Genomic DNA, 15,178 nt, shown 5'->3' on the forward strand with positions numbered 1-15,178 from the left:
GGCCTCGCTGGTCCCGCCCAACCGAAACCTTAGTCAACCCCGGCCCGTTACCCGCGCCCGGCGCAGGAGCCACGGCCCCGGCCCGATAGGCTGGCGATCCCATGTCCGAAGTCTCCGCCTCCCACGCCGCCGACCGCCGCGACCTGACCGCCGCGCAGCGCAACGCCGTCGCCGAACTGCTCCGCGTCTCGCCGGTCGCCGACGAGCTGGGCCGGCGTTTCGTCCAGGCCGGTCACGAGCTGCACCTGGTGGGCGGTTCGGTCCGGGACGCCCTACTCGGCCGCCTCGGTGACGATCTGGACTTCTGCACCGACGCCCACCCGGACGAGACCATCCGGATCATCCGCGGCTGGGCCGAGTCGATCTGGGAGACCGGACGGGAGTTCGGCACCATCGGCTGCCAGCGCGACGGGCTCCGGCTGGAGATCACCACCTTCCGCGCGGAGGCGTACGACCAGGTCAGCCGGAACCCCGTGGTCGAGTACGGCACGAACCTGGTCGACGACCTCAAGCGCCGGGACTTCACCGTCAACGCCATGGCGGTCAGCGTTCCCGATCACCGGTTCACCGACCCGTACGGCGGCCTGGCCGACCTGGCCGCGAAGATCATCCGTACCCCCGGCACGCCGCAGGAGTCGTTCCGGGACGACCCGCTGCGGATGCTGCGCGCGGCCCGGTTCGCCGCCCAGCTGCGCTTCACGGTCCACCCGGACGTCCGCGCGGCGATGACCCGGATGGCCGCCGACCTGGACCGGATCACCGCCGAGCGGATCCGGGACGAGTTCACCAAGCTGCTCTGCGGCGCCGACCCGATCACCGGGTTGCGGCTGCTGGTCGACACCGGGCTGGCCGAGCGCTTCCTGCCGGAGCTGACCGGGCTCAAGCTGGAGATCGACGAGCACGCCCAGCACAAGGACGTCTACGAGCACACACTGACCGTGGTCGCCAACGCCATGTCGATGGAGGAGGACGGCTGCGACTTCGTGCTGCGGATGGCCGCGCTCATGCACGACGTCGGCAAGCCGGCCACCAAGGCGGTGGGCCCGGACGGCCGGGTCAGCTTCCACCACCACGAGGTGGTCGGCGCCCGGCTGACCAAGGCCCGGATGAAGGCCATGCGCTACCCCAAGGACGTGACGTCCCAGGTCGTCAAGCTGGTCGGCCTGCACCTGCGCTTCTACGGGTACGGCCGGGGCGAGTGGACCGACTCGGCGGTCCGGAGGTACGTCACCGACGCCGGTGACCTGCTGACCCGCCTGCACAAGCTGACCCGCTCCGACTGCACCACCCGCAACCGGCGCAAGGCGGCCCAGCTCGCCGCCGACTACGACGCGCTGGAGGAGCGGGTCGCCCGGATCGCCGCCGAGGAGGATCTGGCTCGGGTCCGTCCCGACCTCGACGGCAACGCGATCATGGAGTTGCTCGGCGTGCCGCCGGGGCCGGTCGTCGGGCGCGCCTGGCAACACCTCAAGGAGCTGCGGCTGGAGCGCGGCCCGCTGGAGCGGGACGAGGCCGAGGCCGAGCTGCTGCGCTGGGCCCGGGAGCAGGGCGTCCTCGGCTGAGGGCTGACGACGATACGCCGGCGTGTCGACCGAACGGTTGACGCGCGACGGTAGATGTCTCCCGCATGATGTTGGTCATCACCGGCCTCCCCGTTCGAGGGTGAGGCGGTTCTGATCGCATCCGCCCGTCCGGTCCGGACGGTCGCTGGACACGGGGAGAACTCTCAGTGAGACATCACGGCGCGCTGCGCCGCTCTGCCCTCGTGGGGCTCGCCCTCACCTCGGCAACCTCCATCATCTGCGCCGCCAGCGGCGGCCCCGCGCTCGCCGACCCGGCCGGCCCGAAGCGTGCTCCGGTCCGGGGCGCCGACGCGGCCGAGGCGGTCCCCGGCCGCTACATCGTCGTCCTGAAGGACGGCAGGGCCAGCGCCGCGAAGGTGCGGTCCGCCGCGTCGGCGCTCGCCGGTGAGCACGGCGGCACCGTCCGCCGGGTCTTCGGAAAGGCGCTGCACGGCTACTCCGCCAGCATGGACCGCCGGCAGGCCGAGCGCCTCGCCGCGGATCCGGACGTCGCGTACGTCCAGCAGGTGCAGCGCGCGTCGGCCACCGGCAGCCAGAGCGGCACGCCGTCCTGGGGCCTGGACCGGATCGACCAGACCACGGCGAAGGCCAACGGCGTCTACACCTACCCGGCGACCGGGGCCGGCGTGACCGCGTACGTCATCGACACCGGCATCGACATCACCCACCAGGACTTCGGCGGGCGGGCCAGCTACGGCTACGACGCCATCGAGAAGGACGACGTGGCCCAGGACTGCGACGGTCACGGCACGCACGTCGCCGGCACCATCGGCGGCACGAAGTACGGCGTGGCCAAGGACGTCAAGCTCGTCGCGGTCCGGGTGCTGGACTGCGAGGGCAGCGGTGACAGCGAGCAGGTGGTCGCCGGCATCGACTGGGTCACCGCGCACGCCACCGGGCCGGCCGTGGCCAACATGAGCCTCGGCTTCAGCATCACCGACCAGGCCGTCAACGAGGCCGTCGCCGGCTCCATCGCCTCCGGCATCACGTACGCCGTGGCGGCCGGCAACAGTTGGCGGGACGCCTGCGGTGTCTCCCCGGCGAGCGTGCCGGCGGCCATCACGGTCGGCGCCACCGACCAGGTCGACTTCCGGGCCTGGTTCTCCAACTACGGCCCCTGCCTGGACACCTTCGCGCCGGGCACCGGCATCGTCTCCGCCGCGATGGGCACCACCGACGGTTCGGTGGCGATGAACGGCACCTCGATGGCCTCCCCGCACGTGGCGGGCGCCGCCGCGCTGCTGCTCGAGGCGCATCCGACCTGGACCCCGCAGCAGGTGCGCGACGCCGTCGTCACCACCGGCGTGGGCGGCGCCGTGCACGACACCATGGGCTCGATCGACCGGCTCCTGCACGTCGGCACGGTCCCGACGGCCCGCGCCTCGTACGGGCTCAAGGCCCGGGTCAACGGCCGCTACGTGACCGCGGAGAGCGGCGGCACGAAGCCGCTGATCGCCCGGGGCACCACCATCGGGGCCTGGGAGAAGTACGACGTGGTCGACGCCGGCAGTGGCCTGGTCGGGCTGCGGGCGCGGGCCAACAACATGTTCGTGACCGCGGAGAGCGGCGGCGCGAAGCCGCTGATCGCCCGGTCCGCCTCGATCGGCGCCTGGGAGACGTTCCAGATCGTCGACAACACCGACGGCACGATCAGCCTGAAGGCGACCGTCAACGGCCGGTACGTCACCGCGCCGAGCACCACCTCCCCGCTGATCGCCAGCAAGACCGCCATCGGCACGGCGGAGAGGTTCGACTTCGACGCGCCGGCCCCGGTCGTCGGCATCAGGTCGCTGGCGAACAACAAGTTCGTGACCGCGGAGAGCGGCGGCGCCAAGCCGCTGATCGCCCGGTCCGCCAGCGTCGGGGCCTGGGAGAAGTTCGAGATCGTCAGCGCCGGCGACGGTTACGTCGGCATCCGGTCGCTGGCGAACAACAAGTTCGTCGTGGCGGAGAGCGCGGGCGCCAAGCCGCTGATCGCCCGGTCGGACTCGATCGGCGTCTGGGAGACGTTCGACTTCCTCGACTACAACCCGGACGGCTCGATCTACCTCCGGGCGGACATCGACGGGCAGGCGGTCACGGCCGGCAGCACCGGCGCCAGCGAACTCATCTCCAGCCGCACCATCGACTGGGACAGCGGGACGCTGGGTCTCGGCATCGGCGAGAAGTTCGTCGTCGCGGTCATCTGACCGTCCACATAACGGCGCCCGCCGGAGTCCCCAGCAGGGGAAACCGGCGGGCGCCGTCGTGTCAGGTCACGGGGTGACGGTGGTGCCGTCCACGGTGTTCTTGCCGTTCGTGTGCGCGCTGCCCAGCTTGGCGAGCAGCCCGGCCAGGTCGATGCCGGTGAGGTCGCTGCCGAGCTGGAGGCCCTGCGCCACGTTGCCGGCGACCGACTTGGTCAGCGACGACGCGCCGTCGGTGGAGATGACGGTCATCTTGTCGATCGCGCCGATCGGGGCGCTGGCCGCCTCGACCACCTGCGGCAGCACCTTGACCAGCAGGTCCAGCACCGCGGCCTCACCGTACGCGGCGAACGCCTCGGCCTTGCGGGCCATCGCGTCGGCCTCCGCCTGCCCCTTGGCCAGGATGGCCGCGGCCTCGGCCTGACCCTCGCGCTCGACGGCCTCGGCGATCGCGGAGCGCCGCCGCTGCTCCGCCTCACCCTCCTTGGCGCCCTCGATGGCGTTCGCCTCGGCCAGCGCGGCCCGCCGGGCCCGCTCGCCCTCACCGGTGAGCCGGGCCTGCTCGGCGGCGGCCTGGGCGGCGGCGATGGTGGCCTGCCGCTGCGCGTCCGCGTTGAGCACCGCCGCGTTGCGGGCCGCCTCGGCCTCCTGCTCGACCTTGTAACGGGCCGCGTCCGCCGGCTTGCGCACCTCGGTGTCGAGCTGGCGCTGCTTCAGCTCGGCGTTGCGCTCGGCCACCTTCTGCTGCTCGGACAGGATGGCCTGGTCCCGCTCGGCCTGGGCGAGGGGGCCGGCCGCCGCCGACTTCGCCTTGGCCGCGTCGATCTCGGCCTGGATGGCGGCCTGCTTGAGCGACAGGTTCCGGTTCGCCTCGGCGATCGCCTCCTCGGCGAGCAGCCGCTCCTGCTCGGCCTGCTGCCGGGCCCGCGCCTCGGCGATGGCCGCGTCCTTGAGCACCCGGGCCGCCTCGGGCCGGCCGAGGTCGGCCAGGTAGGACCCCTCGGCCAGGATGTCCTGGAGCTGGAAGGTGTCCAGCACCAGGCCCTGGTTGGTCATCGAGTGCTCGGCCTCCTCGGCGACCGCGCTGGCGAACGCGGCCCGGTCCCGGATGACCTCCTCGACGGTGAGCCGGCCGACGATCGAGCGCAGCGCGCCGGCCAGCACCTCCCGGGTGAAGTCCTCGATCTCGTCCTGCTGGTGCAGGAACCGCTGGGCGGCCGCGCGGATGGCGTCCTCGGTGCCGCCGACCTTGACGATGGCCACGCCGTGCAGGTCGGTGCGGATGCCCTGCTTGCTCACCGCGCCCTTGATGCCGACGTCGATCCGCCGGCTCGACAGGTCGAGGGACTGGAGCTTCTGCACGACCGGCAGCACGAAGACCGAGGCGCCGAGCACGACCTTCTGGCCCGACATGTCGGTGGACCGGATGCCGTCGGCGGACTGGGTGGTCCGGCCCTTGCGGCCGGTGACGATGAACGCCTCGTTCGGGCCGGCCACCTTGATCCGGGACAGCACGAAGAGGACGAGGACGACGGCGAGGAGGACCGCGCCGCCGATGGCGACGAGCAGGGGCATGGTGAGGTCCCGTCTGTGCTGGGGGGATTCAGTAGGTTTCGACGTGCACGCTGGTCTCGCTGAGCGCTTCGGCCACGAAGATCCGGGCGCCGACCGGGATGGGTCCGTCGGCGCGGGCGTTGAGTTTGACCGGCTGGCCGGCGAGGCGTACCCGGACCTCGCCGTAGCCGTTGGCGGGGACCGGGGTCACCACCAGGCCGATCGCGCCGGCCAGGTCGTCCCGGGTCGGCGTGGCGTCCGTGCGCATGTTCCGGGCCGCGCGGCTGAGCCGGGCCGCCAGCCAGGCGGTGGGCACGGCGGCGAGCACGCCACCGGCCGCCGCCGCCGCGATCATCCCGGGGGTACGCCCACCGAGCAGTTCGTTGACGATCGCGGCGCCGAAGCCGAACGCGCCGGTGAACCCGGCGACCGCCTCCAGCGACACCGGCCCGTCGACGTCCGGATGGCCCAGGTGCAGCACGCCCGACCCGAGCAGGGCGAGCGTCAGCACCCCGACCCCGACCCCGCCGATGATCAGGAAGATGAGCGTCCCCGTGGCCACGACCTGCACGGTATCGACGTCATGCAACATCAACGACCGCTGAACGGTCAGCGGGGAGCGACACTCACCTCAAGATCGATCAGCTGCTTCGGCAGTGGCTGGCGGACCAGTTCCCGGCCGGCGGTGTCGGCGAGCACGAAGTGCCGCTGCCCGTACGGCCACCGGTAGAGGAGTCGGTCGTCGGTGACCCAGACGACGTCGGCGGTGGGCAGCGGGTTCACCACCCGGCCGGTCGCCGTCTCCACCAGCAACGGTTCGGTCAGGCCCTGGACGACCACGAACTTCCCGTCCGGCGACCAGGCGTCCGGACCGGCCGGCCCGCCGGGCATGGTCACCAGCCGGGTGGGCCGGCCGTCGTCGACCGACAGGAGTTGTACGCCCTTGGCGAGGTCCCGGGGCCAGCTCTCCGAGCGTCGCTTGCTCAGCGTCAGCGCCACCTCCCGGCCGTCCCGCATCCAGGTGAACTCGCAGGCGTCCGCGCAGGGCCAGCCGAGGAGACCCACCGGATGGGTCTGTCTGGTGCCGTCCAGGTGCAGCACGATGAAGCCGAAGTGGTCCAGCTGGTGGGTGGTGAACAGCAGCCGCTGCCCGTCCGGCGACCAGCGCGGCACGGACAGCGCCCGGCCCACCTCGTACCAGCGGGTCTTGCCGCTTGCCAGGTCGAACAGGCCGACGTCCCTGGGCCGGTCGTCGTCGCGGACCGCCACGAGCGAGCCGGTGGGCGCCGGGAAGATGCCGTCGTAGCGGTCGGTGGCGAAGTACCGGCCGCGGCTGCGGTCGAGCAGCACCCCGCCGCCCGACCCGCCGGCCGCCTGCGCCCTGGTCACCACCCAGTCGCCGGGCAGCACCAGCGGTTTCCCGGCCCAGTCCGGGCCCGGGGTGGGTCGCGCGGCCGGCGACGGGATCGTGGTCACCGACGGCGTCGCGGGTGGCGGGGTCGGCCGGGGGCGGAACAGCACGAACGGCAGGGTCACGGCGGCCACCGCGACCAGGGCGGCGGCGGCCGCCGTGGCGCGGCGCCGGCGGCGCAGCCGGCGACCGCGGCCGAGCGCCCGGACGGCCAGGTCCGGGGCGGGGCCGGCGTCGTCCGCGAGTTCGCGTACGGCCGCCCGGAGGGTCTCGTCCAGCGACGTGCTCATCGGGTCACCTCCGCTCGGCTGGTCCGTTCGTCCAGCCCCGGCACCAGCTGCCGTAGCTTGGCCAGCGCCTTGGCGCTCTGGCTGGCCACCGTGCCGCTGCGGCAACCGAGCAGCGCGGCGGTCTGTTCGACGCTCAGGTCCTCCAGGTAGCGCAGGGTCAGCACGGCCCGTTGCCGGGGCGGCAGCGCTCGCAGCGCGTCCCGCAGGAGCAGCCGCAGGTCGCTGTCCTCGCCGGCCGCCGCCCGCTCCGGCAGCTCCGCCAGCGGCACCTCGGGGCGCCGCGCCCGGCGCCGCCAACCGGAGACCTGGTCGTGGTAGAGGATCCGTTTCACGTACGGCTCCGCGTCGCCGCGGATCCGGGGCCAGCGGGCGTACGCCTTGGCCAGCGCGTTCTGGAGCAGGTCCTCCGCCGCGTGCTGGTTCCCGGCCAGCGCGTACGCGACGCGCAGCAGGGCCGCTCCCCGTTCGTTGACGAACGCGGTGAACTCCCCGTCGACCTCTGCCACCGCCCACCTCCGTAGCTCAGACGCCCGGGGCGGGAGGAACTTTGCCTCATGGCGCGGGACAATGGGCGACATGCGTTGGACCGTGCTCGACTCGCCGATCGGGGAGTTCTCCGTCGGCACCGACACCGAGGCAGTTCGCGGGGCGCACTTCGGCCGGGTGGCGTCGGCGACCGACGAGCCCGGCGACGAGGTGGCCCGGCGGGCGGTGGCCGAGCTGCGGGCGTACTTCGCCGGTGAGCTGACCGGGTTCACCGTGCCGGTGGTGGCGCCGCGTGGCTCGGAGTTCGAGCGCGCGGTCTGGCGGGAGATGACCCTCATTCCGTACGGGGAGACGAAGACCTACGGCGAGGTGGCGAGGGCGGTCGGGGATCCGGGGGCCGCCCGGGCGGTCGGGGTGGCCTGCAACCGCAACCCGATCCCCGTGATCGTGCCCTGCCACCGGATCGTCGGGGCGGGCGGCAAGCTGGTGGGCTTCGGCGGCGGGCTGCCGCGCAAGGTGACCCTGCTGGAACTCGAAGCGGCCGTGGCGCTGCGGCGCGCCTGGTCCTGACGTACGCCGAGAAAGAAGGCCGGGTCCGCGCGGACCCGGCCTTCTTTCGGTGTGCTCAGCGCGTCAGCGCTCGACCTCGCCGGCGATGAACGCCTCGACGGCGGCGTGCGCGTCGTGGTCGGCGTACTGCTTCGGCGGGGACTTCATGAAGTACGAGGAGGCGGAGAGGATCGGGCCACCGATCTTCCGGTCCAGCGCGATCTTCGCGGCCCGGACGGCGTCGATGATGACACCGGCCGAGTTCGGGGAGTCCCACACCTCGAGCTTGAGCTCGGCGTTGAGCGGGGTGTCACCGAAGGAGCGGCCCTCCAGGCGGATGTACGCCCACTTGCGGTCGTCCAGCCACGGCACGTGGTCGGACGGGCCGATGTGCACGTCGCTCTTCTGCATCTCGTGCGGGATCTGGGAGGTCACCGACTGGGTCTTCGAGATCTTCTTCGAGACCAGGCGGTTGCGCTCCAGCATGTTCATGAAGTCCATGTTGCCGCCGAAGTTGAGCTGGTACGTGCGCAGCAGCTCGACCCCGCGGTCCTCGAAGAGCTTCGCCAGGGCGCGGTGCACGATGGTGGCGCCGACCTGGCTCTTGATGTCGTCACCGACGATCGGCAGGCCCGCGTCCTCGAACTTCTTGGCCCACTCGGGGTCGGAGGCGATGAAGACCGGCAGGGCGTTCACGAACGCGCAGCCCGCGTCGATGGCGGCCTGGGCGTAGAACTTGTCGGCCTGCTCGGAGCCCACCGGCAGGTAGGAGACGACCACGTCGACCTGCGCGTCGCGCAGCGCCTTGACCACGTCGACCGGCTCGGCGTCCGACTCCTCGATGATCTCGCGGTAGTACTGGCCCAGACCGTCGAAGGTCGGACCGCGCTGCACGGTGACGCCGGTCGGCGGCACGTCGCACAGCTTGATGGTGTTGTTTTCGCTGGCCACGATGGCCTCGGCGAGGTCCATGCCCACCTTCTTGGCGTCCACGTCGAACGCCGCGACGAACTTCACGTCGGAAACGTGGTAGTCGCCGAAGGTGACGTGCATGAGACCCGGGACGCGGTCGTTCGGGTCGGCGTTCCGGTAGTACTCCACGCCCTGCACGAGGGACGAGGCGCAGTTACCCACACCGACGATGGCGACGCGGACGGAGCCCATAACGTCTGCCTCCTTCTTCTTCATCACGGCCGCTCTTTCCTGGACTCTCCAGGCGGGGGCGGGCTGTCGTTTTCTCCTCGGCCGCCGGCCGTCCCGGGTTGGGGGACCGTCGGGGCCCGGCCGGAGCGCTCGTTGGCGATGAGCTCCTCCAGCCAGCGGACCTCGCGCTCACAGGCGTCGAGCCCGTGGCGTTGCAGTTCCAGGGTGTACGCGTCGAGCCGCTCGGCCGCCCGGCCGAGCACGTCACGAAGGCCTTCGCGACGCTCCTCGATCTTTCGACGACGACCTTCCAGGATCCGGAGCCGGGTGGCCTGGTCGGTCCGGGCGAAGAACGCGAAGTGCACGCCAAAGCCCGTGTCGTCGTACGTCTCGGGTCCAGCCTGCGCTATGAGCTGGGCGAAGCGTTCCTTGCCCTCCGCGGTAATGGTGTAGACCACCCGACCGCGTCGGCTGGTCAGCGCGGGAACCTCCTCGGCGGTGGCGGGTGTCTCGTCGGCTTCGGTGATCCATCCCGCCGCCTGCAGCCGGCGCAGGGTCGGGTAGAGCGAGCCGTAGCTGATCGCCGCCCGGATCGCGCCGAGCTTGGCGGTCAACTCCTTGCGCAGCTCGTAGCCGTGCATCGCAGCCTCCTGCAGGAGACCCAGGATGGCGAACTCGAGCACGGGCCATCCCTTCTTACCCCTGGCGCGGAGCGGTAACCGCCGCGATGTATCGAACCGATACATCGCACGTTAGCGGAGACGCATGATCAGGGCAAACCCCCGAATTCGAGGTTCTGCCGTCACGGATCGTGACGGTGGTCGCCTCACCCCGCCGGACCGCGTACCCTTTCCCGCATGCGTACGCAGCGCCAGGTCGTCGACTACTCGCTCCAGAAGCGAGCGGTGCTGCGTGAACTTCTCACCGGGCGGATCGGCACCTACGACGTCTGCGACGCCTCGCCGTACCTGAAGAACGCCGCCCGCTTCCACGGTGAGCCCACCGATGAGCGCTGCCCGATCTGCCGCAGTGAGAACCTCATCCACGTCCACTACATTTACGGCGACGAACTCAAGCAGTCGGCCGGCCAGGCGCGCACCCGGGCGGAGTTGCCGGTCCTGGCCATGACGCTGCGTGAGTTCCAGGTGTTCGTGGTGGAGGTGTGCCCCGGCTGCGACTGGAACCATCTCGTCGAGCAGTACCTGCTCGGCCGGGACGGGCTGGCCGGCGGCACGGAGGACGCGGTGCAGCAGGAGACCGCGACCGGCTCCACCCCTCGGCGAAGGCGAGAGGCGCAACGGTGAACCTGGCTGTCCCGATCGATCCCGGCCCGACTCCAGGGCGGGACGACCGACAGCTACTAGGTCTGATTGATCCGAATAGGTCGGATTTGACGCCTGCGCCCGGGCGCTCCCGGGGTGTAGCGTCTCGTGTTCCATCTCACGGCAACCCGGTGGCGGCGCGCCCGCGCCCCACCGCGACCGGCAGGGTGTGAGGAATGAACTACGGCGATCCCAGTTCTTCGCGTGGGCGGGCCCAGATCCCGGGCCCGAACGGCGAGCCCGGTTCTCCCCGGAACTCGCACGGGAACGGCTGGTCCTCCGGGTCGGAGGGCGCTGCCTCGGCCCGGGCCTCCGTGACGCCGCGCGGCTCCGCGTCCGGCGGCCGGGCCTCGGCCGGCGGCGCCGCCGGCTCGGCCTCCGTGGGCCGCCCCGGGCGGGCCTCGGTGCCGATCTCCCCGGCGCCCGGTGTCTCCGGGCGCGCGGGCGCGGGCCGTGCCTCCGTGCCGATCTCCCCGGCCGGCCCGGCCGGACGCGCCTCGGTGGGCGCGGCGAGCGTCGGCAGCGCGGGGCGGGCGAGCGTGGGCTCCGCGGCGGTGGGTGGCCGCGCCTCGGTGGGCCGGGCCGGCTTCGCCGGCGGCGGCCCCGGTGGCCCGGGCGGCCCGACCGGTCCCGGCTCGGGCGGTCGCAGCGGCCGTGGTGGGGATCCGGCCCGGGCCAAGAAGCGCCGGCGGATGAACATGATGATCGCCGGGTTCGCCGTCTTCATCATGCTCGCGGGCATGGGCGTGGTCGGCTTCACCTGGTATTCGCAGAAGGTGCTGCTCCCCGAGGACACCATCCCGCCGCTGTCGACGACCATCTACGACCGCACCGGCAAGACGGCCATCGCCAAGATCGGCGATCAGAACCGGCAGCTCGTGACGATCGAGCAGATCCCGGACTGGGTGCAGCACGCCGTCGCCGCGGCCGAGGACCGGAACTTCTACCGGCACTCGGGTGTGGACTACAAGGGCATCGCCCGGGCCGCCTGGAACAACATCAGCGGCGGCGACAAGCAGGGCGCGTCGACGATCACCCAGCAGTACGCCCGCAACGCGTTCGACAACCTGAACCAGGACACGTACGGCCGCAAGGTGAAGGAGGCGATCCTCGCCTCCAAGCTGAACGACAAGTACGACAAGCGCGTGATCATGCAGCACTACCTGAACGTGATCTACTTCGGCCGGGGCGCGTACGGCATCCAGGCGGCGGCGCAGACGTACTTCAAGAAGGACGTCTCCAAGCTGACCGTGGCGGAGGCGGCCGTGCTCGCCGCGCTCATCAAGCAGCCCGAGCCGAGCGCCACGCACAAGGGCTACGACCCGGCGATCAACCAGCAGGCCGCGCTGGACCGGTGGAACTACGTCATCAACGGCATGATCACCGAGAAGTGGCTCGACGCGCCGCAGATGCCGCCGCACCCCACCGAATACCCGACCAAGACGCTCCAGAAGCCGTCGAAGAACAACGGCGGCGGGTTCGGCATCGACACCCCGTACGGCAACATCGTCAACTACGTCTCGCAGGAACTGCGCGAGATGAACCTCTGCACCGACAACGAGGCCGAGGTGACCGAGAAGAGGCCGCTCTGCGCGAAGGCGCTGAGCCGGGGCGGTTACAAGATCACCACCACCATCGACAAGAAGATGCAGGAGGCGGCGGTCGAGGCCGCCCAGCCGACCAAGAAGGGCTCGGAACTCAACGGGCACCCGAAGAACCTGATGGCCGCCGTGGTGTCGATCGACCCGAAGACCGGTGCGGTGCGCGCCTACTACGGCGGTGACAACGGCACCGGCACCGACTACGCCGGTAAGAACGTGGACAACGGGGTGATCTCCGGAGGCCACTCGCCGGGTTCAAGCTTCAAGATCTACACGCTGGCGGCGGCGCTCAAGGCGGACATCTCGATCAAGTCGCGGTGGAAGGGCTCGGCGTTCACCCCGAAGGACACGAAGTTCAAGGTCAGCAACGCCGGCGCCGACCGGGTCTCCTGCGGCGACTCCTGCACCCTTGAGATCTCAACCCTCAAGTCGCTGAACGTGCCGTTCTACTACATCACGGAGCAGATCGGCGCCGACAAGGTGCTCGACATGGCCAAGCAGGCCGGCGTCACCACGATGTGGCGCACCGACACCAACCCCGCCAAGGCGTACGACCTCACCAAGGCCGACCCCAAGGACCTGGCCCCGTCGCCCTTCTTCAACGTCATCGGCTACGGCCAGTACCCGATCACCGTGCTCGACCACGCCAACGGTGTGGCCACCTTCGCCAACCAGGGCGTCTACAACAAGGCCCACTTCGTGAAGCTGGTGCAGAAGCAGAACCCGGACACCGGCAAGTGGGACACGGTCGGCGGGGAGAAGCTCAAGCCGCAGCGGCGGATCGACAAGGACATCGTCGCGGACGTCACCTCGGTGCTGGAGCAGTACCCGGGCCAGGTGAACCGCCGGCTCGACGACGGCCGCAAGGCCGCCGAGAAGACCGGTACCTGGGAACTCGGCGACCCGAAGCACCCCTTGGACAACGGCGATGCCTGGATGATCGGCTACACGCCGCAACTCGCCACCGCCGTCTGGGTCGGCAACAAGGGCGCCCGCAAGGCGATCGAGGACAAGAACGGCAACAAGATCAGCGGTGCCAAGATGCCGGGTGCCATCTTCCAACGCTTCATGAACGACGCGCTCAAGGGCGAGGAGAAGGTGGACTTCCCGCCGGCCGCGCACGTCGGCAAGGACGAAGCGGGCAACGGCACGGCGCCGCCGCCGGAGGTGCCGCTGCCGGGCCAGCCGGGCCAGCCGGGCTGCGACCCGCTGGGCCTGTTCTGCCCGGATGGCAACGGCGGTAACAACGGCGGTAACAACGGCGGCGGTAACAACGGCGGCAACACGGGGCCGGGCCTGCCGCCGGGACCGGGCAACACCGGTGGCCGCGGTGGCGGCCTGCTACCGAGCACACCACCGACCCGGACATACTGACGCCCACGGCCTCATGACGGCGGCCGGACCACCTGGTCCGGCCGCCGTCGGCGTTTCGCGTGGCGGAATTTGTGCGTACGAGACGGGACGGCGGGGCCCGGCGTACGGCAGGATGCCTCTCCATGAGCACCCAGTCGACGGCAGGCATCGACGAGAACGGGTCCGACCGCCTCCAAACCGGCGCGTCCGAGGCCGCGCCGCGACCCGGAGCCGTCATGGACCACCCGTCCCGCTCGGACGGCTTCGTCCGTGGCGCCGCCGAACTGATCGGCGGCCCGCTGGGCGACCATGCCGTCGCCCTGGACCGGCCCCCGGGCCGGGAGGGCCGATTCTGGACCGCGGCCCGGATCGTGCTGGCCCTCGTCTGCCTGACGCTCGCCCTGCACTGGGTGCAGAAATCCCCCTGCCAGGACAGCGCCTGGCAGAACAACGTCCAGTACACCCGGATGTGCTACACCGACGTGCTGGCGCTCTACTACGCCGAGGGGCTCAACGAGGGCAAAGTCCCCTACGCCGACCACCCGGTGGAGTACCCGGTGCTGACCGGCTACTTCATGGGCGCGATCGGCCTGCCGGTGCACGCCCTCGGCGTGGAGAACCCCGGCATCAACCAGGGGCAGTGGTTCTACAACCTCAACGCGCTGGTGCTCAGCGCGCTCGCCGTCGCCACCGTCGCGGTCATCCTCAGCCTGCGCCGCCGACGACCATGGGACGCGGCCCTCTTCGCGCTCTCACCGGCGCTGGTGCTCACCGCCACCGTCAACTGGGACCTGCTCGCCGTCGGGCTGGCCGCGTTCGGGCTGCTGGCCTGGGCGCGCCGCCACCCCGCCACCGCCGGCGTGCTGCTCGGCCTGGCCGGGGCGGCGAAGATGTGGCCGCTCTTCCTGTTCGGCCCGATCCTCGTGCTCGCCCTGCGCGCCGGGCGCATGCGAGCCGCGCTCACCGCCACCGCCACCGGCGCGGTGGCCCTGATCGCGGTCAACCTGCCGGTGGCGATCCCCTACCGGGAGAACTGGGAACGCTTCTTCGATTTGAACACCACCAGGCCGATCGACTGGGGCACGCTCTGGTACATCGGCCGCTACCTGGACGGCAGGATCAGCCCCTCCGCGCCGGGTGACCTCGGGCCCTTCGAGTGGCTGAACGCGCACATCTCCACCCTCAACTGGCTGTCGTACCTGCTGTTCGGGCTGGCCTGCCTCGGCGTGGGCGCGCTGGCGCTGCTCGCACCGCGCCGCCCGCGGCTCGCCCAGCTGGCCTTCCTGGTGGTCGCCGCCTTCCTGATCTTCAGCAAGGTGTGGTCCCAGCAGTTCGTGCTCTGGCTGCTGCCGCTCGCGGTGCTCGCCCGGCCGCGCTGGGGCGCCTTCCTGGCCTGGCAGTTCGCCGAGGTCTGCTACTTCGCCGCCTTCTACGGCGAGCTGCTCGGCGCGGCCACCACCCGGCCGGTCTTCCCCGAAGGCGTCTTCGTGCTGGCGGCCAGCCTGCGCCTGATCACCGTCGTGGTGCTCTGCGGTTTCGTGATCCGGGACATCCTGCGCCCCGAGCGGGACGCGGTGCGGGACACCTACGCGGACGACCCGGACGGCGGGGTGCTCGACGGCGCGCGGGACGCGCCCTGGTACCAGCGGTGGCGACACGGCACCGCTGCTGATCACCCCGCCGAGCCGGTGACCGCCTGA

12 protein-coding genes are annotated in these 15,178 nt (G+C 71.3%); 6 read left to right on the forward strand and 6 right to left on the reverse strand.

All coding sequences use genetic code 11. The features are described 5' to 3' along the window. Positions 1-101: 101 nt before the first annotated feature. Positions 102-1,562 (forward strand): CCA tRNA nucleotidyltransferase, encoded by a 1,461-nt coding sequence (locus ABZ452_RS18705; RefSeq protein WP_357944180.1) that lies wholly within the window; start codon positions 102-104, stop codon positions 1,560-1,562. A gap of 167 nt (positions 1,563-1,729) precedes the next feature. Next, a complete protein-coding gene (locus ABZ452_RS18710) occupies positions 1,730-3,772 on the forward strand; it encodes a S8 family serine peptidase (RefSeq protein ID WP_357944183.1) in 2,043 nt (680 codons plus the stop codon). A gap of 66 nt (positions 3,773-3,838) precedes the next feature. Here the strand turns inward: ABZ452_RS18710 and ABZ452_RS18715 are convergent, their stop codons facing one another. Genes ABZ452_RS18715 through ABZ452_RS18730 form a run of 4 tightly spaced genes read right to left on the reverse strand, consistent with a single transcriptional unit; the run spans position 3,839 to position 7,530 of the window. Continuing rightward, positions 3,839-5,344 (reverse strand): SPFH domain-containing protein, encoded by a 1,506-nt coding sequence (locus tag ABZ452_RS18715; RefSeq protein ID WP_357944185.1) that lies wholly within the window; start codon positions 5,342-5,344, stop codon positions 3,839-3,841. 28 nt (positions 5,345-5,372) lie between these two features. Further along, on the reverse strand, positions 5,373-5,915 hold the full coding sequence (locus ABZ452_RS18720; RefSeq protein ID WP_357944187.1) for a hypothetical protein: 543 nt from the start codon (positions 5,913-5,915) through the stop codon (positions 5,373-5,375). Positions 5,916-5,932: 17 nt separating this feature from the next. Continuing rightward, entirely contained in the window at positions 5,933-7,024 is a 1,092-nt protein-coding gene (locus ABZ452_RS18725) for a hypothetical protein (protein ID WP_357944190.1), read from the reverse strand. Further along, entirely contained in the window at positions 7,021-7,530 is a 510-nt protein-coding gene (locus tag ABZ452_RS18730; RefSeq protein WP_357944193.1) for a SigE family RNA polymerase sigma factor, read from the reverse strand. The genes ABZ452_RS18725 and ABZ452_RS18730 overlap by 4 nt, the downstream gene beginning before the upstream one ends. A gap of 70 nt (positions 7,531-7,600) precedes the next feature. On the opposite strand from ABZ452_RS18730, the gene ABZ452_RS18735 reads away from it, so the two are divergent. Next, positions 7,601-8,080 carry a methylated-DNA--[protein]-cysteine S-methyltransferase gene (locus ABZ452_RS18735; protein WP_357944195.1) on the forward strand — a complete coding sequence of 160 codons (480 nt, stop codon included), beginning with the start codon at positions 7,601-7,603 and terminating at the stop codon, positions 8,078-8,080. Between the two features lie 63 nt (positions 8,081-8,143). Here ABZ452_RS18735 and ABZ452_RS18740 read toward each other — a convergent pair whose 3' ends face one another. Together ABZ452_RS18740 and ABZ452_RS18745 are read right to left on the reverse strand one after the other, a co-directional pair. Further along, positions 8,144-9,223, reverse strand: a complete 1,080-nt coding sequence (locus ABZ452_RS18740; protein ID WP_357944603.1) for an inositol-3-phosphate synthase — start codon at positions 9,221-9,223, stop codon at positions 8,144-8,146. A 23-nt stretch (positions 9,224-9,246) separates the two neighbouring features. Beyond that, complete coding sequence (locus ABZ452_RS18745) at positions 9,247-9,885, reverse strand: PadR family transcriptional regulator (protein WP_357944197.1); 639 nt, start codon at positions 9,883-9,885, stop codon at positions 9,247-9,249. Positions 9,886-10,059: 174 nt separating this feature from the next. On the opposite strand from ABZ452_RS18745, the gene ABZ452_RS18750 reads away from it, so the two are divergent. From ABZ452_RS18750 to ABZ452_RS18760, 3 genes are all read left to right on the forward strand, one after another. Beyond that, positions 10,060-10,506 carry a DUF5318 domain-containing protein gene (locus ABZ452_RS18750; protein ID WP_357944200.1) on the forward strand — a complete coding sequence of 149 codons (447 nt, stop codon included), beginning with the start codon at positions 10,060-10,062 and terminating at the stop codon, positions 10,504-10,506. A 194-nt stretch (positions 10,507-10,700) separates the two neighbouring features. Continuing rightward, the gene (locus ABZ452_RS18755) at positions 10,701-13,499 is read left to right on the forward strand and encodes a transglycosylase domain-containing protein (protein ID WP_357944202.1); all 2,799 of its coding nucleotides are present in this window, start codon (positions 10,701-10,703) and stop codon (positions 13,497-13,499) included. 122 nt (positions 13,500-13,621) lie between these two features. Beyond that, a complete protein-coding gene (locus tag ABZ452_RS18760; protein ID WP_357944205.1) occupies positions 13,622-15,178 on the forward strand; it encodes a glycosyltransferase 87 family protein in 1,557 nt (518 codons plus the stop codon).

Source organism: Micromonospora sp. NPDC005707, from assembly GCF_040631005.1.
GTDB lineage: Bacteria > Actinomycetota > Actinomycetes > Mycobacteriales > Micromonosporaceae > Micromonospora.